Below are 22,254 nucleotides of genomic sequence, written 5' to 3'. Positions count from 1 at the left end.
CCATCGTCGCCCACTTGTAGCCTCGGGGGCAATGATCAACAGTTCCGGCGATTCCGGTTCCCCGGCGCCCGCGGTGACACCGGCGGGCCGATTCGCGCCGTCTCCGTCCGGCGCGCTGCACATCGGCAACCTGCGCACCGCGGTGCTGGCCTGGTTGTTCGCGCGGACCACCGGGCGTCGGTTCCTGCTGCGGATGGAGAATCTCGACCGGACGGCCGTCGGCGCCGATGCCGGGCAGATCGCCGATCTGCGATCACTGGGGATCGGCTGGGAGCCTCCGGTGATCTATCAGACCGATCGGCTCGGCCGGTATCGGGAGATCATCAACGGGTTACGCGCGGCCGGTCGCACCTTTGAGTGTTTCTGCACGCGGCGGGAGATCCTCGAGGCGCCGTCGGCGCCGCACACCCCGCCCGGCGCGTACCCGGGCACATGCCGACACCTCACCCCGGCCGAACGTGACCGCAAGCGGGCCTCCGGGCGGCCACCGGCCATCCGGATCGTCGCCGATGTCCGCGAGTTCACGGTGACCGATGTCCTGCACGGCAACTACACGGGTGCGGTCGACGACTTCGTGATCCAGCGGGGAGACGGCGCACCCGCCTACAACCTCGCGGTGGTCGTCGACGACGCCGAGCAGGGTGTCGATCAGGTCTGCCGGGGTGACGACCTGTTGTCGTCGGCACCCCGGCAGGCGTATCTGGCAACCCTTCTCGGGCATGCGCCACCCACCTACGCGCACGTGCCGATGGTGCTCAACCCTGACGGTGTGCGGTTGAGCAAGCGTGACGGTGCGGTGACGCTCGCCGATCTCGCTGCACGCGGCGTCGACGCCGCAACGGTTCTCGACCACATCGCGACGTCGGCGGCCCTGGCCGAGGCGGGCGAGCACATCGACATCGTCACGCTCGCAGAGCGTTTCGACCCTGCCGCGCTGCCCCGGCAGCCGTGGATCCTGACCGCGGACGAGTGGGACTGAGCCGCCCGTGTGACGCTCATCCCCTGGGCATCAGCCGGGATCAGCCGGCCGTCGCGAGCAACCTCGTCAGCACATCATCGATCGACAGCACACCGGTCACCCGGCCCTCGTCGACGACCACCGCAATGTGATTGCGGTACTGACGCATCCGACTCAACGCGTCGTACACCGGCAGACCCGGATCGAGTTCGAGCACGTCACGCATGAGATCGCCGGCGGTGGCTCCGGTCGGCGCGTCGAGGCTGTCACGCACATGCACCACGCCACACACGCGATCTCCCTCGCGCACCAGCAGGCGCAGATGTCCGGTCTCACGACCGCGGTCCTGGATCTGCTGGGTGTCGGCGTCGGCGCCGACACCGTTGGGCTCGACGAATGTCGCCACATCGCCGACCGTCAGCGCGGCGAGGTCCAAAGCGCTGGTGAGGTGTTCGCGGTAGCGCTCCTCGAGGGTTCCGACCATCGCCGAATGCTCGACGAGCTGCCGCAGGGTCTCCGGGTCTCCGCCGCCGGCCACCTGGTCGACGGCGTCGACGCCGACCATCTTCAGCACCCGGTTGGCGAACCGGTTGAGCACGACGATCACCGGACGGGTGAACCACATGAACACCCGCATCGGAATGGCCAGCAGCACAGCAGATTTCTCCGGATGTGCGATCGCCCACGACTTCGGCGCCATCTCACCGACCACCAGATGCAAGAAGGTGACGATGATGAGCGCCAGGACGAAGCCGGCGACGTCGGCGATCCACAGCGGCGCGCCGATGTGCTCGATCGCCGGGGTCAACCAGTGATGCACGGCCGGTTTGGTCACCGCACCCAGTGCCAGGGTGCAGACGGTGATGCCCAACTGCGAACCGGCAAGCAGCACAGACAGTTCCGAAGCGCTGCGCAGGGCCGCCCGGGCGGAGCGACTCGTTGACGCAGCATCCTCCAGCCGGTGCCGGCGAGCCGCGATCAGCGCGAACTCGACGGCGACGAAGAACGCGCTCGCGGCAATCAACCCCAGCGTGACGGCGACGACAACCCACGGATTGCTCATCGCTCGTCCACCTTCTCGCTCATCTCCACCGTGACCAGCACCGACGAGGGCACCCGATTGGCGACGGACACCACCGTCGCCGTGACGAGCGGCTCCGACGCGGGGGCGTCGTCGGCGAGGGCACCGGGGTCGGGTTCCACGGGCAGCTCGATCGTGTCCCCTTCGCCGGGAAGCTCGCCCGCCGACGCGATGATCAGACCACTGAGGGTTTCGTAATCACCTTCGGGCAGTTCGTGTCCGAGCGCTCGGGAGACCTCGTCGAGGTGGGCGTCGCCACGGATCAGCCAACCGTCGTCGGTCTTTTCGATGGGCCCGGGGGACAGCGGGTCGTGTTCGTCGTCGATCTCGCCGACGAGTTCCTCGGCCATGTCCTCGGCGGTGACAATGCCGGCGAAGCCGCCGTATTCGTCGATGACGACCGCCATTTCGTCGCGGGCCTCGGTGATCTGATCGAGGACACGAGGCAAGGGCAGCGTGGTGGGCACGATCACGGCGTCGCGCACCAGATCACCGGCGATGCGAGCCGTCGGCGTCGGCGTGGCCGACCATTCCAGGACGTCGCGCAGGTGCACGACACCCACGACGTCACCGGATTCGTTGTCGAGCACGGGATATCGTGTGTGTCCGGTGGCCATCTTGGTGCGCACCTCTCCGAGATCGAGCTCGGCCGGCACGGAGTCGACGCGCGGTCGCGGCACCATCGCGTGTTCTGCGGTGCGTTCCGGGAACTCCAACACCCGATCGAGCAGCTGTGACAGTTCCTCGGGTATCTCACCCGACTCGGCGGACTCGGCGACGATGTGTTCGAGGTCGCGCGGGGTGGCCGAGTGCTCGACGTCGTGCACCGGCTCGATGCGCAAGGCCTTCAGCAACAGATTCGACGCGGCGTCGAACAGTGTGATGACGGGTCCGAAGATCTTGAGGTAGGTACTCGTCGACAGGGCCAGGCGGCGTGCCACCGGTTCCGGCCGGGCGATCGCGAGGTTCTTGGGGAACAGCTCCCCGAAGACCATCTGGATCACCGTGGAGAACAGCACGGCCAGCACGGTGCCGATGGCCACACCCACGGTGACCGGGACGCCGACCTCGTCGAGGAGGTCACCGAAGCCCGAACCTATGAGAGGTTCGGCAACGTAGCCGACGAGGAGGCCGGTCACGGTGATGCCCAGTTGCGCGCCGGACAGCATGAACGACGTGCGGCGTGTCACGTTCAGGGCACGTTTCGCGGCGGCGTCGCCGGCCTCCGCCCGCGCCTTGAGGCGCGACCGGTCGACGGCCATGTACGCGAATTCCTGGGCGACGAAGTAGCCGGTCAGAGCGGTGATCAAGAAGACCACCACGATACCGATCAGGATTCCGAGCAAGGTCAGCAGCATGACGCCCCGCTCTCGCGGGTGGCGACCACGGCTCGGTCAGAAGAGGATGCCCCCGATTGGGGGCCGGATCGTCGGGGTCTCTTGCGTTTGCGCTGCGCGCGGGTCATCGCTTCTTTCGGTCGAGAGTGGACGTCGCCGGCTCGAGTCGGCCGGCGCAGGTCCCAGGATACGCAAACCCAACGAATCGCCCGGGTTCGGAGTTCCCGGCGAGCGCTGTCAGTGCGGAGGCGGGCGCTGTCAGTGGTTGCGGGGCGACCCGGCGTAGTAGCGGCCGAGGAAGTCGTCGCGGTAGGCCTGGTAATCGCCGGTCTCGATGGCGCGGCGGGCACCGTCGACCATGTCGATGATGAAGGCGACGTTGTGCAGGGTGGCCAGGGTTGCGGCCAGTCCCTCCTTGGCCTTGAAGAGATGATGGAGGTAGGCGCGGCTGTACTGCGAGGTGTAGTTGGTGATCTCGGGGTCGATCTGGCCGAAGTCCTTACGGAAGCGCGAGTTGGTGATGTTCACCCGACCGTCGCGGGTGTACACGGCTCCGTTGCGGGCGACGCGGGTCGGCGAGACACAGTCGAAGGTGTCGGCACCGTTCTCGATGGCGGTGAAGATGTCATCGGGTTCGCTGATCCCGAGCAGGTGCTTGGGCATGTCCTCGGGCAATTCCTCGTTGACCCAGCCGACAATGGTGCCGAGGTTGTCCTTCTCCAGGGCGCCGCCGATCCCGAAGCCGCCGAAGCCTTTTCCGCCTGCATCGCGGTCGATGCGGGACAGTTCGGTGAGGTCGCGCGCGGCCTTGCGTCTCAGATCCTCGTACTGGGCACCTTGGATGACACCCCACAGCGCCTGCTGTGGCCGCTGACTGCGTTCGGTGGACAGCCGATTGTGTTCGGCCAGACAGCGAATCGCCCACAACCGGGTGCGTTCCAGCGACTTCTCCTGATACCCACGGGTGTTCATCAAGGTCGTGAGTTCGTCGAAGGCGAAGATGATGTCGGCGCCGAGCTGATGCTGGATCTGCATCGACACCTCGGGAGTGAACCGGTGAAACGAGCCGTCGAGGTGCGACTTGAACGTCACCCCGTCGTCGTCGACACGCGACAGCCGTTCCTTGCCCTCGGCGATCTTGTGGTCGTCCTGCTCGCCGGTCACGTCCATCGAGATGACCTTCTTGAACCCGGCACCCAGCGACATCACCTGGAATCCGCCGCTGTCGGTGTAGGTCGGCCCACGCCAGTTCATGAAGGCCCCGAGGCCACCCGCCGCGTCGACGACGTCGGCCCCCGGCTGCAGGTACAGGTGGTAGGCGTTGGCCAGCACGGCCTGCGCGCCGAGTGCCTCGACCGACTCGGGCAGCACCGTCTTGACGGTCGCCTTGGTGCCGACCGGCACGAACGCGGGCGTGTGGATCTCGCCGTGCGGGGTCGAGATGACGCCGGTCCGGCCGAGCGTCCCGGGCAGTCGGGTGCCGACCCGGTAGGAATGCGAGCTCACGCCCAGCATCTTCCCAAGAGGACGGCCGGGTGCCCAAACCGGACGCCGTCGGTGCCCCGGACCGCTGCGCCGGTTCGCTACGGTGAAAACCATGTCGCATCCCACTCGTCGCCGGTCCCCCCGATTCATCACTGCCCGAATTGTCGTCACCGGGATGGCCGGGATCGCCGCCCTCACGCTCGCCGCGTGTGGCAGCGACGAGCCGTCCACCACGACGAGCACCGTCGCGTCCGAACCCGAGGTGACGACGCCGAGCACCAGCGTTCCGGTCGTCGCCGGTCCGAGCCCCCGTTCGCAGAGCGGGTCGAGTTCGGCCGCGACCTCGGCGGCCGTCGGCGGCACCCAGTGCGGGTCGGTGGCCGGCCCCGACGGCTCGCTGGACGTGGTGGTCCTCGCCGGCGACGTCGACTGCGACACCGCCAAGGAGATCGCGAACGAGTACAGCCCGAAGATCGCGACGGGTCGCCAGCAGCGGATCTCGGCGTGGACGTGCGGACCGTCGGAGGTCCGCGGTGTTCTCGCGGCGTGCCAGAACGGCGACAAGGTCGTCGGCTTCATGCCGTGAAGACCTCCCGCCGCACTTGACCCTCACGCGACGTGAGGCCCGAAGGTTGATGATGTGAGCGAAGGACACACCCCGGTACGCCACGGTGAGTTGACCGTCGGCGCGACGGCCCGACTCGTCGGCGTGAGTGTGCGCACCCTGCATCACTACGACGAGATCGCCCTGGTGGTTCCGTCGGGCCGAACGAGCGCGGGGTACCGCATCTACACCGACGGCGATATCGAACGTCTGCACCGCGTCCTCACCTACCGTGAACTGGGGTTTCCACTCGAGCAGATAGCGACCCTGCTCGACGATCCGACCGCCGACGCGCTGACGCACCTGCGTGCCCAGCGTGATCTGCTGAACGACCGCATCGCTGCACTACACCGGATGGTCGCGGCTGTGGAGGACATGATGAACGCGAAGAAGAGCGGAATCTCGCTGTCGGCGGCGGAGCAGGCGGAGATCTTCGGCGACGAGTGGCGCGGCGAGGAGTACGCCGACGAGGCGCAGGAGCGTTGGGGCGACACCCCGCAGTGGGAGCAGAGCCGCAAGCGCACCGCGAAGTTCACCAAGGCCGACTGGCAGCGCATCAAGGCCGAGACCGACGCCTTCGAGGCGCGGCTGGCCGAGGCGATGCGCAGCGGGGTGACGCCCGGCTCCCCCGAGGCGAACACCCTCGCCGAGGAACATCGCGCTTCCATCGAGAATTTCTACGACTGCGGATACGAGATGCAGGTGTGCCTGGCCGACATGTACGTCGCCGATCCGCGCTTCACCGAACACTACGACGCCGTCGAGCCGGGATCGGCCGCCTATCTACGCGACGTGATCCGGGCCAACGCCGAGCAGCAGGGCTGACCGGCGGGCTGAGTTGACCCCGCCGGGATCTGCGGATCACACACCCGACGACGCGGATCGCTCACAAAACGGCAGCAACCCACGCAACAGCCGCATCGAACGTGTCCAGGCCGCCCGGCTCCACCACCGGCTCGACACCTCCTGACCCAGCCCGCCCACCGGCCGGGCCGCACTGCCGCAGAAACGTTGCGGCCGTGGGGAGTTACAGTCGAGCCTCGAGGCCTCGACCTCGACAAGCAAGGGCTCGCCGCCGTTTAGCTCAGCGCGTCGGCCACCCGCTCGAGCGCGGCGACCCGGCTGCCCTTGACGAGCACGGCGTCCCCGTCGCCGACGCCGTCGAGAGCGGCGACGGCCGCATCGATCCCGGAGACGTGTTGCGCGGTGGTTCCGTAGTGCGGTTCGTCGACGGCGATCACCTCGACACCGAGCGACTGCGCCTCCAGCGCGATGGCCTCGTGTTCGCCGGCCGAGTCCTCACCGAGTTCGGCCATGGTGCCGAGCACGGCGAACCGTCGACGCGCATCGAGCGCGGCGAGCGACCGCAGCGCCGCCGACATCGACGTCGGATTGGCGTTATAGGAATCGTTGAGCACGACGAGACCCGAGTCGGTGGTGATCAACTCCATCCGTAACCCCGACAGTGCCGCGCCGGCGAGACCGTCGGCCATCGCCTCCACCGGCACGCCGACCCCGCCGGCCGCGGCCGCCGCGGCCAACGCGTTGGACACCTGATGCTCACCCCGCGCACCGAGGTGCACGGCGGTCGATCCCCACGGCGTGTGCAACCGGAACGAGGCGCGCAACTGGGCGTCGACGCTGATGTCGGTGGCCGACACGTCCGCCGACGGGGTCATGCCATAACTGAGGACCTTCGCCGAGGTCCGCGCCGCCATCGCGATGACGCTCTTGTGGTCGGCGTTGAGGACGGCGAGTCCGTCGGCGGGCAGGGATTCGACGAGTTCGCCCTTGGCACGCGCGACCGCCTCGATGTTGCCGAACAACTCCAGGTGCACGCCCTCCACCCGGGTGACGATGCCGACGGTCGGCTGCGCGATCGAGCACAGGTAGGCGATGTGACCGATACCGCGCGCGCCCATCTCCGCGACCACCGCCTCGGTGTCGTCGGGGGCGTTGGCCAGGGTCAACGGCAGACCGAGTTCGTTGTTGAACGACTTCTCGCTGGCCGCGGTGACGAAGGTGGTCGCCAGCAATCCGGCGAGCAGATCCTTGGTGGAGGTCTTGCCCACCGAGCCGGTGACGCCGACGACCCGTTCGGGCAGGGTGCGGCGGACGAGTCGTCCCACCGAGGCCAGCGCTGCGGCGGTGTCATCGCAGGTGACGGCGGTGGCGTCGACGCCTGCGCGGGGCGGTTCGGAGGTCAGGTAGGCGGTGGCGCCGGCCGCGACGGCCGACTCGATGTAGTCGTGACCGTTGCGCTCGGCGACGATCGGGACGAACAGTTGTCCCGGCGACAGCGCCCGGGAATCGATTGCTGCGCCGTCGACGGTGATCGCGGGCCCGACCATCTGGCCGCCGACAGCGTCGGCGATCTCACTCACCTGCATCTGCACCCCTCAACGCTAGGACATCGGGCCCCGTATCGTGACACCCATGTCCTCTCCCCTGCTGCGTCTGGTGGTGCTCTACGGTGGTGCGTCCGCGGAGCATGACGTCTCCCGGGTCACCGCGGCCCATGTGATCGGTGCCGCCGATCCGGTGAAGTACGAGGTCGTGCCGATAGGAATCGCCAAGGACGGCACGTGGGTCCGCAACGATAAGGTGATCGCGTCGCTGAGCGATGGCACACCGCTCCCGGGTGAACTGCAGATCGAGGGCACGACCGTCGAGCCGCTCACCGAGCTGCGGAGCCATTCCGACGCCGCCGTCACCGTCGTGCTGCCGCTGCTGCACGGCCCGCACGGCGAGGACGGCACCATCCAGGGCATGCTCGAATTGTTCGGTATGCCGTACGTCGGGGCGGGTGTGCTGGGGTCGGCGGTGTGCATGGACAAGGCGATGGCCAAGGTCGTCGCCGCACAGGCCGGCATCCCGCAGTGCCGGTGGATCGAATTCCGGGACGGGGTGGACGATTCACGGACCATCACCTTCCGCGCCATCGAGGAACTCGGAGTGCCGGTGTTCGTCAAACCGGCCAACCTCGGGTCGTCGGTGGGCATCACCAAGGCCCACGACGCCGCCGAACTGGACACGGCGATCAATCTGGCGCTGCGCTACGACGATGTGGTGATCATCGAGGAGGCGGTGACCGGACGTGAGGTGGAGGTCGCGGTGCTGGGCAACGCGACGCCCGAGACGTCGGTGCCGGGCGAGATCTTGCCGGGCAGCGAATTCTATGACTACGAGGACAAATACGTCACCGGTGCGGCCCAGCTGGTGATCCCCGCACCACTGCCGGAAGAGGCGGCCGCGGAGGTGCGCGAGTTGGCCGCCCGGGTGTTCAGTGCGATGCGCTGCTCCGGGATGGCCCGGGTGGATTTCTTCTACGAAGAATCCGGTCGGGGCTGGCTCCTCAACGAGGTCAACACGATTCCGGGTTTCACTCCCGGCTCGATGTATCCGAAGCTGTGGGACGCCACCGGCCTGGCCTATCCCGACCTGATCGACCGCCTGGTCACCCTGGCGATCGATCTACACCGGCGGCGTTCGGGTTTCTCCACCGAACACTGATCCCCGGCCATCACGACATGCTCTCGCCGAGCGCCCTCGCCCGAAACACCCTGGCACCTCGGCGATTCGCCCGGTCGGTGACGTAGCATCGACGACGTGACCGGCACCGACGCGACAGCCCAGCCACCGTCGGTGCTGCGTGTACTGGTCTATTCCGACGATGCCGACACCCGCCGTCAGGTGATCAACGCGCTCGGCACCCGCCCCGATCCGGACCTGCCCGAGTTGAGTTTCCTCGAGGTCGCCACCGGGCCGATGGTGTTGGCGCAACTCGATGCCGGCAATGTCGACGTCGCCATCCTCGACGGCGAGGCGACGCCGGAGGGCGGGATGGGCATCGCCAAGCAGATGAGCGACGAATACGATCCGCGCCCACCGACGCTGCTGCTGATCGGGCGCACCGCCGACCGCTGGCTCGCCGACTGGTCACGCGCCGACGCCACCGCGTCGTTGCCGGTGGATCCGATCGAACTGCCGGCCACCCTCACGCAACTGTTGCGCGCCTCCGACAACCGCTGATTCGCCCCTGACCTGGGCATTGCCCACGCACGGTCGGGTCGGCTCGCAAAACTCCGTCAAACCTTCTCGACATCGGCGCCACCGCCGGTAAGGTTGTGGTGTAGCTCACATCAGCCCCAGCGCTGAGCACACGGAGGGTCCACCTGCCCATGAACGCGTACGTCCCGATTCTGGTTCTCGGGGCCATCGCTGTGGGTTTCGCGGTGTTCTCGGTGGTGATCGCCTCGGTGGTCGGCCCACGCCGGGCCAACCGCGCCAAACTTGATGCCTACGAATGCGGCATCGAGCCGATCGGCGGCGGGCAATCGGTCCTCACCGGGGTGAGACAGTCTGTTGTGCAACGTATTCCGGTGAAGTACTACCTCACCGCCATGCTCTTCATCATCTTCGACATTGAGATCGTCTTCCTGTATCCGTGGGCCGTCGCCTTCGACGCGCTCGGCTGGTTCGGGTTGGCGGCGATGGCGCTGTTCGTCGTGAACGTGTCGGTGGCCTACGCCTACGAGTGGCGCCGCGGCGGGCTGGGCTGGGATTGATGACCCGAATCCACTTGACGGACAGGGACATCGCACAGACGCGTGCGTTCCACATCGGCGTGAAGCACACAGGGATGGCACTGCGGTGCCAGATCCACGGGAGGTATCGGTAGCGAGCCTGGCACACCCCGTGCCGACCCGTCCGATGCGACGAGGAGGTGAAACGATGGGCCTCGAGGAGAGACTGCCCAGTGGTTTTCTACTGAGCACGGTCGAGGATCTCGCCGGATTCATGCGCAAGGGGTCGCTGTGGCCCGCCACCTTCGGTCTGGCGTGCTGCGCCATCGAGATGATGGCCACCACCTCGGGCCGATACGACCTCGCCCGCTTCGGCATGGAGGCCTTCCGCGCCTCGCCGCGCCAGGCCGATCTGATGATCGTCGCCGGTCGGGTCAGCCAGAAGATGGCCCCGGTGCTACGCCAGATCTACGACCAGATGACCGAACCCAAATGGGTTCTGGCGATGGGTGTTTGCGCATCGTCGGGCGGCATGTTCAACAACTACGCGATCGTGCAGGGCGTCGACCACGTGGTACCCGTCGACATCTACCTCCCGGGTTGCCCGCCACGACCGGAGATGCTGCTCAACGCCATTCTCGCGCTGCACGCCAAGATCGGCGAGATGCCTCTGGGCGTCAACCGTGAGGAGGCCATCTGGGCGGCCGAGCAGGCAGCGCTGCAGTCAACGCCGACAATCGACTTGAAGGGACTGCTGCGATGAGCGAGAAGCCCCCGTCGTCGCCGCCGCCGGCGTCCTGTCCGTCCTCGGTCGCGGGCCCGGCCGACGAGGTCATCGGTGTGCGTCACGGCCTGTTCGGGGTGCACGGCAGCGGCGACACGTCCGGCTACGGCGGATTGGTGCAGACGGTCACGCTGCCGGCGGCGCAGCGTCCGTACGGCGGATACTTCGACGAGGTCGTCGACGAGCTGGCGGCCGCACTCGAGAACTCCACCGGACCGGGTTACGACGCGGCCATCGAGAAGGTCGAGATCCATGCCGGCGAGATGACCCTCTACGTGGTGGCACGGCACCTCCCCGCGGTCGCGCTGACGCTGCGCAATCACGAATCCCTGCGCTTCGAATTGTGCTTGGGCGTCAACGGGGTTCACTATCCGCAAGACCATGGCCGGGAACTGCACGCGGTGTATCCGCTCGCCTCCATCACCCACAACCGCCGGCTGCGTCTGGAGGTCGCGGTACCCGACGCCGACCCGCACATCCCGTCCCTCACCGACATCTACCCCACCAACGACTGGCACGAACGCGAAACCTACGACTTCTTCGGCATCGTCTTCGACGGCCACCGCGCGCTGACCCGCATCGCGATGCCCGACGACTGGGACGGACATCCGCAGCGCAAGGACTACCCCCTGGGCGGAGTTCCGGTGGAGTACAAGGGCACACAGGTCGCACCGCCCGACCGACGGAGGTCGTACTCATGACCGATCTGGATCCCCGCCCGGGACGCACCACCCATCCCGAACGCTCCTACACCGTGTCCGGTCAGGACTGGGAGGAGATCGTCTCCGAGGTCGCCGCGCGTGCCGCGGCCCAACCCTCCCAGGAACGCATCGTCGTCAACATGGGACCCCAGCATCCGTCGACACACGGTGTGCTGCGTCTGATCCTCGAGATCGAGGGTGAGACCGTCACCGAGGCGCGCTGCGGAATCGGCTACCTGCACACCGGTATCGAGAAGAATCTGGAGTACCGCAACTGGATTCAGGGCGTCACCTTCGTGACCCGGATGGATTACCTGTCACCGTTCTTCAACGAGACCGCCTACTGCCTGGCCGTGGAGAAGCTCCTCGGCATCACCGACGACATTCCCGAGCGGGCGTCGGTGATCCGGGTGATGCTGATGGAACTCAACCGCATCTCCTCGCACCTGGTGGCCCTGGCCACCGGCGGCATGGAACTCGGTGCGGTCACCGCGATGTTCTCCGGATTCGGTATCCGCGAACAGATCCTGGACCTGTTCGAACTGATCACCGGCCTGCGGATGAATCACGCCTACATCCGACCGGGCGGTCTGGCCGCCGACCTCCCCGACGGGGCGGTCGAGCAGATCACCGAGACCGTCGACGCCATGCCCCCGCAACTCGAGTCGCTCTCGGACCTGTTGACCGACAACTACATCTGGAAGGCTCGCACCTGCGACGTCGGATACCTCGACCTCACCGGATGTATGGCGCTCGGCATCACCGGTCCGGTGCTGCGGTCGACCGGTCTGCCCCATGACGTCCGTAAGTCGCAACCCTACTGCGGATATGAGGACTACGACTTCGACGTCATCACCACCGACACCTGTGATTCGTACGGCCGCTACGTGATCCGGGTCCGGGAGATGAGCGAGTCGGTGCGGATCGTGCGGCAGTGCCTGGACCGGTTACGGCCCGGTCCGGTGATGGTGTCCGAGGCGGACATCGCCTGGCCCGCCGATCTCGCCCTCGGGCCCGACGGTCTGGGCAACTCCGCAGACCACATCGCCGAGATCATGGGCACCTCGATGGAGTCGTTGATCCATCACTTCAAACTCGTCACCGAGGGGATGCGGGTGCCGCCCGGCCAGTGCTACGTCGCGGTCGAGTCGCCGCGCGGGGAGCTCGGGGTGCACATGGTCTCCGACGGCGGAACCCGGCCGTACCGAGCGCATTTCCGCGATCCGTCGTTCACCAATCTGCAGGCGGTGGCCGCGATGTGTGAGGGAGGCATGGTGGCCGACGTGATCACCGCCGTGGCGAGTATCGATCCCGTGATGGGAGGGGTGGACCGATGAGTGAACCCGTCTTCGTCGAACTCGGTGTGGGTCCGGGTGAACCTGCCCGGGAACCGGCCGCGCACTGCCCGTCGACGCCGGCTCCGGCCATCGAATTCGGTGCTCCGGCGGCATATTCGGTCGAGGTCACCGACCGCCTGCGCGAGCAGGCGACCGAGATCGTCGCCCGGTATCCGCGAGCCCGATCGGCGTTGCTCCCGCTGCTGCACCTGGTGCAATCCGAGGACGGGCGGATCTCGCTCGCGGGCATCGGATTCTGCGCCGACGTCCTCGACCTCACCGAGGCCGAGGTCGCGGCGGTGGCGACGTTCTACTCGATGTTCCGTCGCACGCCGACCGGCGAGTACCTGATCGGGGTGTGCACCAACACCCTGTGCGGCGTCCTCGGCGGCGACGAGATCCTGGCGCGCCTGTGCGAACACCTCGGCATCGAACCCGGCGAGACCACGACGGATTCGCGGATCACCGTCGAGCACATCGAATGCAACGCGGCGTGCGACCTCGCGCCGGTGGTGATGGCCAACTGGGAGTTCTTCGACCGGCAGACCCCGGGGTCGGCGATCGAACTGGTCGAGGACCTGCGCGCCGGCGTCGAGGTGATGCCGAGTCGTGGAGACCGTGCGGTCGACGGATTCCGCGGGACGGCACGAACATTGGCCGGGGTCGGTCATGCAGCTTCACTCGAAGGCGATGAGACTCGCTCATCCACTGCCGATTCCGGCGATCAACCACCCGAAGACGAACCGTCCATCCCGCCGGTGCTGTCGCGGCACTGGTCCGAGACGGAATCGTGGACACTGCGAAACTATGAGCGGCACAACGGTTATCGCGGCCTGCGGGCGGCGTTGGAGATGGCGCCCGACGACGTCATCGCACTGGTCAAGGCGTCCGGCCTGCGGGGTCGCGGCGGTGCCGGATTCCCGGTGGGCATGAAGTGGTCGTTCATTCCGCAGACCTCCACCGACCGCACGCCCGATTCCGATGCGCCACCACACTATCTGGTGGTCAACGCCGACGAGTCCGAGCCCGGCACCTGCAAGGACATGCCGCTGATGCTCGCCACACCCCACGCCCTGATCGAGGGTGCGATCATCGCGGCGTATGCGATCCGCGCCCGGCACGCCTTCATCTATCTGCGTGGTGAGGTCGTCGGAGTGTTGCGCCGCCTGCGTGCCGCCGTCGACGAGGCCTACGCCGCAGGCTATCTCGGAGCCAATGTCCTCGGTTCCGGTCTGGACCTCGACCTCATCGTGCATGCCGGTGCCGGCGCGTACATCTGCGGTGAGGAGACGGCGCTGCTCGACTCCCTCGAGGGCCGCCGCGGACAACCCCGCCTGCGGCCTCCGTTTCCGGCCGTCGCCGGCCTGTATGCCAGCCCGACGGTCGTCAACAACGTCGAGTCCATCGCCAGCGTCCCCGCGGTCCTGCGCAACGGGGTGGACTGGTTCCGCGAGATGGGTACCGAGAAATCACCGGGATTCACCCTGTACTCACTGTCCGGGCATGTGAACCGTCCCGGCCAGTACGAGGCCCCACTGGGAATCACGTTGCGGCAGTTGCTCGACCAGGCCGGCGGGGTGCGCGACGGTCATCGGCTCAAGTTCTGGACGCCGGGCGGATCGTCGACGCCGATGCTCACCGACGAGCACCTGGATGTCCCCCTCGACTACGAGGGGGTCGGCGCCGCCGGATCGATGCTGGGCACCAAGGCATTACAGATCTTCGACGAGACCACCTGCGTGGTCCGTGCCGTGCTGCGGTGGACCGAGTTCTACGCACACGAGTCGTGCGGTAAGTGCACCCCCTGCCGCGAAGGCACCTACTGGCTGGTGCAACAACTGCACGCCATCGAGTCCGGTGATCTGGACCTCGACGGGGTCACCGATGCCCTCGACGTCCTCGCCGACGTCACCAACAGCATCGTCGGAAAGTCGTTCTGCGCCCTCGGCGACGGTGCCGGCAGTCCGATCGTCTCCTCCCTGAAGTACTTCCGCGACGAATACATCGCGCATGCCCGCACTGGCACCGAGGGCGGATGCCCCTTCGACCCCGGTGCCGCAACGGTGTTCACCGATCACCGCATCCCTCACATCCCGGGAGTGAACCGATGACCGCGCTCTCCGATCGACCGACCGTCACCGAACCCCCGGATCTGGTGAGCGCCACCATCGACGGCACCGAGATCCGGGTGGCGCCGGGCACCCTGGTGATCCGCGCCGCCGAGCAGGCCGGCATCCAGATCCCCCGGTTCTGTGACCATCCGCTGCTCGCCCCGGTCGGCGCCTGCCGCCAATGCCTCGTCGAGGTCGAAGGCCAACGCAAACCCCTCGCGTCGTGTACCACCACCGTCACCGACGGTATGGAGATCCGCACCCAGTACGGGTCCGACGACGCCGCCCGCGCCCAACGCGGTGTGATGGAACTGCTGCTCATCAATCATCCCCTGGACTGCCCGATCTGTGACAAGGGCGGCGAATGCCCGCTGCAGAACCAGGCGATGACCGCCGGTCGGGCGCGGTCCCGTTTCACCGGGACCAAACGCACCTACGTCAAACCGCTCCCGCTGTCGTCGGCCATCCTGCTGGACCGGGAACGCTGCGTCCTGTGCGCGCGCTGCACCCGCTTCGCCGATCAGATCGCCGGGGACCCGCTGATCGCACTGGCCGATCGTGGTGCGCTGCAACAGGTCAGCGTCGTCAACACAGACCGTGAGGATGCCGGTTCCGGCGTCGCCTTCGATTCGTACTTCTCCGGCAACACCGTGCAGATCTGCCCGGTCGGCGCGTTGACCGGCACCGCCTACCGGTTCCGGGCCCGCCCCTTCGATCTCGTGTCGACGCCGAGCGCGTGTGAACACTGCGCGAGCGGATGCGCGCAGCGCGTCGATCATCGTCGCGGAAAGGTGTTGCGGCGCCTGGCCGCCGACGATCCCGAGGTCAACGAGGAGTGGAACTGCGACAAGGGCCGCTGGGCATTCGCCTACACCGCCACCCGGGACCGGTTGACGGCGCCGCTGGCCCGCGACCGGCACGGTGACCTCCGCGAGGTGCCATGGGCGCAGGCCCTGCGCATCGCCGCCGACGGTCTGCGTGCCGCCCGCGGCCGGGCCGGTGTCCTGACCGGCGGACGCCTGACGGCCGAGGACGCGTACGCCTATTCACGGTTCGCCCGAACCGTGCTGGACACCAACGACATCGACTTCCGCTCCCGTCCGCACAGCGCCGAGGAGACCGCCTTCCTCACCACCCACATCGCCTCACGAGCCGGCGACGTCACCTATCGCGACCTCGACGCCGCCCCCGCGGTGTTGCTCGTCGGATTCGAACCGGAGGAGGAGTCCCCCATCGTCTTCCTGCGGTTGCGACGCGCGGTCCGTGAGTCGCGGCAACGGGTGTATGCCGTGGCGGCGTGGCGTTCCCCCGGTGTCGCCAAGCTCGGCGGGACGCTGATCCCCACCCTGCCGGGCGGCGAGACCGAGGTGCTCGACTCCCCCGATACCGCTGCGTTGCTGAGTGATCCGGCGTCGGTGATCCTGGTCGGTGAGCGCACGGCGCAGTCGCCGGGGGCCCTGTCGGCGGCCGTGCGGTTGGCCGAACGCACCGGCGCCCGCCTGGCGTGGATTCCGCGGCGCGCCGGTGACCGCGGCGCCGTCGAGGTCGGTGCACTGCCCACCCTGCTGCCGGGTGGCCGCCCGGTGACCGATCCCATTGCTCGCCGGCATCTCTGCGATCTGTGGGAGCATCCGGTCCCCGAGACACCCGGGCGCGACGTCGGTGAGATCCTCGCGTCCGCCACCTCCGGCGACATCGATGCCCTCCTGATCGGCGGCGTCGACCCCGCCGATCTCCCCGACCCTCACTCGGCCGACAGTGCCATCGACGCAGCAGGATTCGTGGTGAGCCTGGAGATCGCGCACTCGACGATCACCGAACGCGCCGACGTCGTGCTGCCCGTCGCGGCGGCCCCGGAGAAGGCCGGGATGTTCCTCGACTGGGAGGGACGGGCCCGTGCCTTCCCCGCCGCACTCGCCGACACCGGCCGCCTCCCCGATCATCGCGTTCTCGACGCCCTGGCCCAGTCCGCCGGCGTCGACCTCGGATGCCGCGAGATCGCCGACATCCGAGCACAATTGGCGCGGTTGGGACCGTGGACCGGACCACGACCGGAGCCCTCACCGGTGTCGGCTCCGTCACGCCCGGCCACCACCACCGGCGAGGCCGTACTCGCCACCTGGCATCAGCTCCTCGACCGCGGCCGACTGCAGGACGGCGAACCCCATCTCGCCGGGACCGCGCATCCGCCACTGGCCCGGATGTCGGCGGCCACCGCGGCATCCATCAACGCCCGCGACGGTGACCGGGTCACGATCGGCACCGACCGCGGCGTCATCATCCTCCCGCTGCACATCGTCGAGATGGTCGACGACGTGGTGTGGGTTCCGACCAACTCGGAGGGCTCGCAGGTGCCCTCGACACTCGGGGTGAGCGCGGGAGCGGTCGTTCACATCGGTATCGCCACCGGAGGTGACGCATGATCACCGCAGCCACCGACTACCCGACCCTCGCCGACTTCGGGCACGACCCGTGGTGGTTGGTGCTCATCAAAGCCGTCGCGGTGTTCGGCTTTCTGGTGGCCAATCCGCTCGTCGCGATCCTCGCCGAACGCAAGATCATGGCCCGCATGCAGGCCCGCATCGGCCCGAACCGGGTGGGGCCACGCGGCCTGCTGCAAAGCGCCGCCGACGGCGTCAAACTGGCCCTGAAGGAGGGCATCACCCCGTTCGGCGTCGACAAGGTCATCTACTTCCTCGCGCCGATCATCGCCGTCGTCCCGGCGATCCTGGCCTTCGCGGTGATCCCCTTCGGCCCGATGGTGTCGGTCGCCGGGCATCAGACGCCACTGCAGCTCACCGATCTCCCGGTCGCGGTGCTGTTCATCCTGGCGATGGCGTCGATCGGGGTGTACGGGATCGTGTTGGCCGGCTGGTCCTCCGGCTCCACCTACCCGCTGCTCGGTGGGCTCCGGTCGACGGCGCAGGTCATCTCCTACGAGATCGCGATGGGCCTGACGTTTGCCGCGGTGTTCCTCGACTCCGGCACCATGTCGACGTCGGGAATCGTTGCCGGACAGCACAACTACTGGTACGGACTGGTCCTGTTGCCGTCCTTCGTGATCTATGCGGTGTCGATGGTCGGCGAAACCAACCGCGCCCCTTTCGATCTGCCCGAGGCCGAGGGTGAACTCGTCGGCGGCTTCCACACCGAGTACTCGTCGCTGAAGTTCGCGATGTTCATGCTCGCCGAGTACATCAACATGGTCACCGTGTCGGCGTTGGCCACCACCCTGTTCCTCGGCGGCTGGCAGGCGCCGTGGCCGCTGAGCCTCTGGGACGGCGCCAATTCCGGCTGGTGGCCGATCCTCTGGTTCACCCTCAAGGTCTGGGTGTTCATGTTCGTGTTCATCTGGCTGCGCACCAGCCTGCCGCGCCTGCGTTACGACCAGTTCATGAACCTGGGCTGGAAGGTCCTGATCCCGGTGTCGCTGACCTGGGTGATGGTGGTGGCGCTGATCCGCGCGTCGTTCCCCGTCAACGCAACGGTCCCACGCGCACTGACCTCGGCGGCCGTCGGGTTCGTCCTGACCGTCGCGTTGTTCTGGGCGGTGCGCCAGGTGATCCGGCCCCGCACCACCGCGGCCGGACCAGCGGTACCGGAACGCGCCGCGGCCACCTCGAAACCGCCACCGTTCGACGCCATGGCCGGCGGATTCCCCGTCCCGCCGCTGCCCGGGCAAGTCCGCACAGCCACCGCCACTGACACCCCCGCCACCGGGACGACCGCCAAGGAGACCACCGATGCCTGACTCGCGGAAGCCCCCCGACCTCCTGAAGCCGCTGAGCGGCATGGGTGTGACGTTCTCCGGGATGTTCGCGCCGACGGTCACCGAACAGTATCCCGAGGAGAGACGGCCCACCGCGCCGCGCTATCACGGTCGCCACCAACTCAATCGGCATCCCGACGGCCTGGAGAAGTGCGTCGGATGTGAACTGTGCGCGTGGGCGTGTCCGGCCGATGCGATCTTCGTCGAAGGTGCCGACAACACCGACGCGAAACGATTCTCGCCCGGCGAACGCTACGGCCGGGTCTATCAGATCAACTATCTGCGCTGCATCGGCTGCGGACTGTGCATCGAGGCCTGCCCCACCCGCGCACTCACCATGACCAACGAGTACGAACTCGCCGACGACAACCGGGCCGACCTCATCTACGAGAAGCATCAGCTGCTCGCGCCGCTGGCGCCGGGAACCGAACCGGCGCCGCACGATACGACCGCCGCAGTGGCGGACGGAACGGCACCCACCGAGGCCGACTACTACCAGGGACGCGTGGATCGCGCCGGGCACGTGATCCCCGCCGACGCCGAGGCCACCCGGTGACTCCGTCCGGTGTGGTGCTCGCCACCGTCCTCGCCGACGCGTCGCGCACCTCCACCGGTGAGGCGGTGCAGTTCTGGGTGCTGGCCGTCGTCGCGGTGGCCGGTGCGCTCGGCGTCGTCTTCGCCACCAAGGCGGTGTACTCGGCCCTGTTCCTCGCGACCACGATGATCGTGCTCGCCGTCTTCTACATCGCCCAGGGCGCACTGTTTCTCGGTGTTGTGCAGGTGGTGGTCTACACCGGCGCGGTGATGATGCTGTTCCTCTTCGTGCTGATGCTGATCGGGGTGGACTCGTCGGACTCGCTGGTGGAAACGCTGCGCGGGCAACGCATCGCGGCGGTCCTCCTCGGAATCGGTTTCGGCGCGTTGCTGTGTGGCGGCATCGGCACCGCCACCGTCGCGGCGACCTCCCCGACGCCGCTGCCCACCGGCAACAATGCGGTGGCCGCGATCGGCGAGCTGATCTTCATCCGCTATCTCTGGGCGTTCGAACTCACCGGGGCGCTGCTGATCACCGCGACCCTGGGCGCGATGGTCCTGGCGCATCGGGAGCGTTTCGGCCCCAAGCGATCCCAGCGGCAGATGTCGATCGACCGGTTCAAGAAGGGCATCGACCAGACCCCGCTACCCAGTCCCGGGGTCTATGCCCGGCACAACGCCGTCGACATCCCCGCCCGCCTTCCCGACGGCAGCGCGTCGGCGTTGTCGGTGAGTGCGACCCTGACGCCCCGGTCACCCGGCGACTCCCCGGCCGGCGAGGCCGCCGAGACGGATCGGGGTCGACGATGAACCCGGAGAACTACCTGTACCTCGCGGCACTGCTGTTCGCGATCGGCGCGGCCGGGGTGTTGTTGCGGCGCAACGCGATCGTCGTCTTCATGTGCGTCGAGTTGATGCTCAATGCCGCGAACCTCGCCTTCGTCAGTTTCGCCCGCATCCAGAACAATCTCGACGGTCAGGTCATCGCCTTCTTCACCATGGTGGTGGCCGCAGCGGAAGTGGTTGTGGGACTGGCCATCATCATGATGATCTTCCGGTCGCGGCGTAGTGCCTCGGTCGACGATGCGGCACTGCTGAGGAGATGACGTGAGTACCGACGCCTCTGCGCACCTGCTCTGGCTGGTCCCGGCGTTACCGGCGGCGGGTGCGGCGTTCCTGCTGCTCGCCGGCCGCCGCACCGATCGCTGGGGACATCTGCTGGCGTGCGTCCTGGCGGTCGGATCATTCTGCGTCAGTGCCGCTCTCATGCTCGGCATGGTCGGCCGTCCGGCCGCGGACCGGCCGGTGCATCAGGTCCTCTACACCTGGCTCGACGTCGGGCCCGCCGACTCCGGCAGCGGTGGCCTGTCGGTGAGCATGGGACTCTACCTCGATCAGTTGTCCATGTGTTTCCTGCTGCTGATCACCGGGGTGGGCAGCCTGATCCACATCTACTCGATCGGCTACATGGCCGACGATCCGGACCGACGCCGATTCTTCGCCTACCTCAACCTGTTTCTCGCCGCGATGCTGATCCTGGTGCTCGCCGACACGTACCTGGGGCTCTATCTCGGGTGGGAGGGCGTCGGTCTCGCGTCCTACCTGCTGATCGGCTTCTGGCAGGACCGGCCGTCGGCGGCCACCGCCGCGAAGAAGGCGTTCGTCGTCAACCGCGTCGGTGACATCGGTCTGGCGGTGGCGCTGATGGTGATGTTCGCGACCTTCGGATCGGTGTCGTTCTCCACGGTGTTCGCCGGCGCCGAGCAGGCCGGTCAGGGCGTGCTCACCGCGATGGGTCTGCTGCTTCTGCTGGCCGCGTGCGGGAAATCGGCGCAGGTGCCGTTGCAGTCGTGGCTCGGTGATGCGATGGAGGGTCCGACGCCGGTGTCGGCGCTGATCCATGCCGCGACGATGGTGACCGCCGGCGTGTATCTCATCGCGCGGTCCAACCCGATCTTCGATCTGGCCCCCGACGCACGCCTGGCCGTCGCGGTGGTCGGTGCGGTCACCCTGCTGTTCGGGGCGATCATCGGTTGCGCCAAGGACGACATCAAGAAGGCCCTGGCCGCGTCGACGATGAGTCAGATCGGGTACATGGTGCTGGCCGCCGGACTCGGACCCGCCGGTTACGCGTTCGCCATCATGCATCTGCTGACGCACGGATTCTTCAAGGCCGGCCTGTTTCTCGGCGCCGGGTCGGTGATGCACGCGATGAACGACGAGACCGACATGCGTCGCTACGGCGGGTTGCGCAGCGTCATGCCGATCACCTTCGTCACCTTCGGGATCGGATACCTGGCCCTGATCGGCATCCCGCCGTTCGCCGGTTTCTTCTCCAAGGACCTCATCATCGAGGCGGCCTTCGGGGCGGGCGGCGCCCGCGGCGCGATCCTGGGCAGCGTGGCCGTCCTCGGTGCCGGAATCACCGCGTTTTACATGACGCGCATGATGGTGATGACGTTCTTCGGGGAGCGCCGTTGGGCCCCGGAGGCGCATCCCCATGAATCGCCGCCGGTGATGACCGCACCGATGATCCTGATCGCGATCGGGTCCGCGGCCTCCGGGGCGCTGCTCGTCGCCGGGCATGCGCTCGTCGACTGGCTGGAACCGGTGGTCGGGGAACAGCACAGCGAATTGGCCGTTCCGACATGGGTGTTGACGGTCGGGATTCTCGCGGTCGTCGGAATCGGGGTGGCACTCGGGTGGCGCGGGTACGCACGCACCCCCATTCCGCTCACCGCACCCGACGATGTCACCGCACTCACCGTCGCGGCGCGACGTGACCTCTACGGCGACGCTTTCAACGAGCGGGTCCTGATGCGACCGGGACAAACCCTCACCCGCGCATTGGATGCCGTCGAATCCGACGGCATCGACGGCGCCGGGGTGGGCATCGGCACCGTGGTCACCGCGTCGTCGACGCGAATCCGGCACTGGCAGAGCGGTTTTGTCCGCTCCTACGCCCTGTCGATGTTGGCCGGTGCGACGATCATCGTCGCCGCGGTGATGATGATGAGGGCGTGGTGA

At 67.6% G+C, this 22,254-nt stretch carries 20 protein-coding genes; 16 read left to right on the top strand and 4 right to left on the bottom strand.

Annotated elements, in window-relative coordinates; genetic code table 11:
* Positions 1–31: 31 nt before the first annotated feature.
* Complete coding sequence (gene gluQRS, locus ACWDPV_RS22990; RefSeq protein ID WP_449744829.1) at positions 32–979, top strand: tRNA glutamyl-Q(34) synthetase GluQRS; 948 nt, start codon at positions 32–34, stop codon at positions 977–979.
* A 40-nt stretch (positions 980–1,019) separates the two neighbouring features.
* Here gluQRS and ACWDPV_RS22985 read toward each other — a convergent pair whose 3' ends face one another.
* The 3 genes from ACWDPV_RS22985 to tgt all read right to left on the bottom strand — a co-directional run bounded on the left by ACWDPV_RS22985 (position 1,020) and on the right by tgt (position 4,882).
* On the bottom strand, positions 1,020–2,021 hold the full coding sequence (locus ACWDPV_RS22985; RefSeq protein WP_449744828.1) for a hemolysin family protein: 1,002 nt from the start codon (positions 2,019–2,021) through the stop codon (positions 1,020–1,022).
* A complete protein-coding gene (locus ACWDPV_RS22980) occupies positions 2,018–3,397 on the bottom strand; it encodes a hemolysin family protein (protein ID WP_449744827.1) in 1,380 nt (459 codons plus the stop codon). The genes ACWDPV_RS22985 and ACWDPV_RS22980 overlap by 4 nt, the downstream gene beginning before the upstream one ends.
* Before the next feature lie 237 nt (positions 3,398–3,634).
* Positions 3,635–4,882: a tRNA guanosine(34) transglycosylase Tgt gene (tgt, locus tag ACWDPV_RS22975; RefSeq protein WP_449744826.1), complete on the bottom strand. Its 1,248-nt coding sequence runs from the start codon at positions 4,880–4,882 to the stop codon at positions 3,635–3,637.
* A 91-nt stretch (positions 4,883–4,973) separates the two neighbouring features.
* Here tgt and ACWDPV_RS22970 point away from each other — a divergent pair, with 91 nt between their 5' ends.
* On the top strand, positions 4,974–5,447 hold the full coding sequence (locus ACWDPV_RS22970; RefSeq protein WP_449744825.1) for a hypothetical protein: 474 nt from the start codon (positions 4,974–4,976) through the stop codon (positions 5,445–5,447).
* A gap of 54 nt (positions 5,448–5,501) precedes the next feature.
* The gene (locus tag ACWDPV_RS22965; RefSeq protein ID WP_449744824.1) at positions 5,502–6,290 is read left to right on the top strand and encodes a MerR family transcriptional regulator; all 789 of its coding nucleotides are present in this window, start codon (positions 5,502–5,504) and stop codon (positions 6,288–6,290) included.
* Positions 6,291–6,544: 254 nt separating this feature from the next.
* On the opposite strand, the gene ACWDPV_RS22960 is transcribed toward ACWDPV_RS22965, so the two are convergent.
* On the bottom strand, positions 6,545–7,855 hold the full coding sequence (locus ACWDPV_RS22960) for a UDP-N-acetylmuramoyl-tripeptide--D-alanyl-D-alanine ligase (RefSeq protein ID WP_449744840.1): 1,311 nt from the start codon (positions 7,853–7,855) through the stop codon (positions 6,545–6,547).
* 46 nt (positions 7,856–7,901) lie between these two features.
* Between ACWDPV_RS22960 and ACWDPV_RS22955 the strand changes: the two genes are divergently transcribed.
* The 13 genes from ACWDPV_RS22955 (at position 7,902) to nuoL (ending at position 22,254) form a co-directional block, all read left to right on the top strand.
* Entirely contained in the window at positions 7,902–8,978 is a 1,077-nt protein-coding gene (locus ACWDPV_RS22955; RefSeq protein WP_449744823.1) for a D-alanine--D-alanine ligase family protein, read from the top strand.
* 96 nt (positions 8,979–9,074) lie between these two features.
* Entirely contained in the window at positions 9,075–9,497 is a 423-nt protein-coding gene (locus ACWDPV_RS22950; protein ID WP_348806291.1) for a DNA-binding transcriptional response regulator, read from the top strand.
* A gap of 149 nt (positions 9,498–9,646) precedes the next feature.
* Positions 9,647–10,033 carry an NADH-quinone oxidoreductase subunit A gene (locus ACWDPV_RS22945; protein ID WP_348806289.1) on the top strand — a complete coding sequence of 129 codons (387 nt, stop codon included), beginning with the start codon at positions 9,647–9,649 and terminating at the stop codon, positions 10,031–10,033.
* 166 nt (positions 10,034–10,199) lie between these two features.
* The gene (locus ACWDPV_RS22940; RefSeq protein WP_348806288.1) at positions 10,200–10,754 is read left to right on the top strand and encodes a NuoB/complex I 20 kDa subunit family protein; all 555 of its coding nucleotides are present in this window, start codon (positions 10,200–10,202) and stop codon (positions 10,752–10,754) included.
* Entirely contained in the window at positions 10,751–11,476 is a 726-nt protein-coding gene (locus ACWDPV_RS22935) for an NADH-quinone oxidoreductase subunit C (protein WP_348806287.1), read from the top strand. Before ACWDPV_RS22940 ends, ACWDPV_RS22935 begins: the two co-directional genes overlap by 4 nt.
* Positions 11,473–12,813 carry an NADH dehydrogenase (quinone) subunit D gene (gene nuoD / locus ACWDPV_RS22930; protein WP_348806286.1) on the top strand — a complete coding sequence of 447 codons (1,341 nt, stop codon included), beginning with the start codon at positions 11,473–11,475 and terminating at the stop codon, positions 12,811–12,813. The genes ACWDPV_RS22935 and nuoD overlap by 4 nt, the downstream gene beginning before the upstream one ends.
* Entirely contained in the window at positions 12,810–14,924 is a 2,115-nt protein-coding gene (gene nuoF, locus ACWDPV_RS22925) for an NADH-quinone oxidoreductase subunit NuoF (protein ID WP_449744822.1), read from the top strand. The genes nuoD and nuoF overlap by 4 nt, the downstream gene beginning before the upstream one ends.
* Entirely contained in the window at positions 14,921–17,347 is a 2,427-nt protein-coding gene (locus ACWDPV_RS22920; RefSeq protein WP_449744821.1) for an NADH-quinone oxidoreductase subunit G, read from the top strand. Before nuoF ends, ACWDPV_RS22920 begins: the two co-directional genes overlap by 4 nt.
* The gene (nuoH, locus tag ACWDPV_RS22915) at positions 17,344–18,675 is read left to right on the top strand and encodes an NADH-quinone oxidoreductase subunit NuoH (RefSeq protein ID WP_449744820.1); all 1,332 of its coding nucleotides are present in this window, start codon (positions 17,344–17,346) and stop codon (positions 18,673–18,675) included. The genes ACWDPV_RS22920 and nuoH overlap by 4 nt, the downstream gene beginning before the upstream one ends.
* Entirely contained in the window at positions 18,668–19,249 is a 582-nt protein-coding gene (gene nuoI / locus ACWDPV_RS22910) for an NADH-quinone oxidoreductase subunit NuoI (protein WP_449744819.1), read from the top strand. Before nuoH ends, nuoI begins: the two co-directional genes overlap by 8 nt.
* Positions 19,246–20,037: an NADH-quinone oxidoreductase subunit J gene (locus ACWDPV_RS22905; RefSeq protein WP_348806280.1), complete on the top strand. Its 792-nt coding sequence runs from the start codon at positions 19,246–19,248 to the stop codon at positions 20,035–20,037. Before nuoI ends, ACWDPV_RS22905 begins: the two co-directional genes overlap by 4 nt.
* Positions 20,034–20,333, top strand: coding sequence for an NADH-quinone oxidoreductase subunit NuoK (gene nuoK / locus ACWDPV_RS22900; RefSeq protein ID WP_348806279.1), 300 nt, complete (start codon positions 20,034–20,036; stop codon positions 20,331–20,333). Before ACWDPV_RS22905 ends, nuoK begins: the two co-directional genes overlap by 4 nt.
* A 1-nt stretch (position 20,334) precedes the next feature.
* Entirely contained in the window at positions 20,335–22,254 is a 1,920-nt protein-coding gene (gene nuoL / locus ACWDPV_RS22895) for an NADH-quinone oxidoreductase subunit L (RefSeq protein WP_348806278.1), read from the top strand.

The organism is Gordonia sp. NPDC003504 (assembly GCF_053587995.1).
This window is presented reverse-complemented; position numbering and strand designations above follow the sequence as displayed.

Coding starts and splice junctions, on each gene's coding strand:
- ACWDPV_RS22970 (WP_449744825.1), top strand. CDS start 4,974: ATGTCGCATCCCACTCGTCGCCGGTCCCCCCGATTCATCACTGCCCGA.
- ACWDPV_RS22935 (WP_348806287.1), top strand. CDS start 10,751: ATGAGCGAGAAGCCCCCGTCGTCGCCGCCGCCGGCGTCCTGTCCGTCC.
- nuoD (WP_348806286.1), top strand. CDS start 11,473: ATGACCGATCTGGATCCCCGCCCGGGACGCACCACCCATCCCGAACGC.
- nuoK (WP_348806279.1), top strand. CDS start 20,034: ATGAACCCGGAGAACTACCTGTACCTCGCGGCACTGCTGTTCGCGATC.
- ACWDPV_RS22980 (WP_449744827.1), bottom strand. CDS start 3,397: ATGCTGCTGACCTTGCTCGGAATCCTGATCGGTATCGTGGTGGTCTTC.
- ACWDPV_RS22955 (WP_449744823.1), top strand. CDS start 7,902: ATGTCCTCTCCCCTGCTGCGTCTGGTGGTGCTCTACGGTGGTGCGTCC.
- gluQRS (WP_449744829.1), top strand. CDS start 32: ATGATCAACAGTTCCGGCGATTCCGGTTCCCCGGCGCCCGCGGTGACA.
- nuoI (WP_449744819.1), top strand. CDS start 18,668: ATGCCTGACTCGCGGAAGCCCCCCGACCTCCTGAAGCCGCTGAGCGGC.
- ACWDPV_RS22945 (WP_348806289.1), top strand. CDS start 9,647: ATGAACGCGTACGTCCCGATTCTGGTTCTCGGGGCCATCGCTGTGGGT.
- ACWDPV_RS22960 (WP_449744840.1), bottom strand. CDS start 7,855: ATGCAGGTGAGTGAGATCGCCGACGCTGTCGGCGGCCAGATGGTCGGG.
- ACWDPV_RS22920 (WP_449744821.1), top strand. CDS start 14,921: ATGACCGCGCTCTCCGATCGACCGACCGTCACCGAACCCCCGGATCTG.
- ACWDPV_RS22940 (WP_348806288.1), top strand. CDS start 10,200: ATGGGCCTCGAGGAGAGACTGCCCAGTGGTTTTCTACTGAGCACGGTC.
- ACWDPV_RS22985 (WP_449744828.1), bottom strand. CDS start 2,021: ATGAGCAATCCGTGGGTTGTCGTCGCCGTCACGCTGGGGTTGATTGCC.
- nuoF (WP_449744822.1), top strand. CDS start 12,810: ATGAGTGAACCCGTCTTCGTCGAACTCGGTGTGGGTCCGGGTGAACCT.
- nuoH (WP_449744820.1), top strand. CDS start 17,344: ATGATCACCGCAGCCACCGACTACCCGACCCTCGCCGACTTCGGGCAC.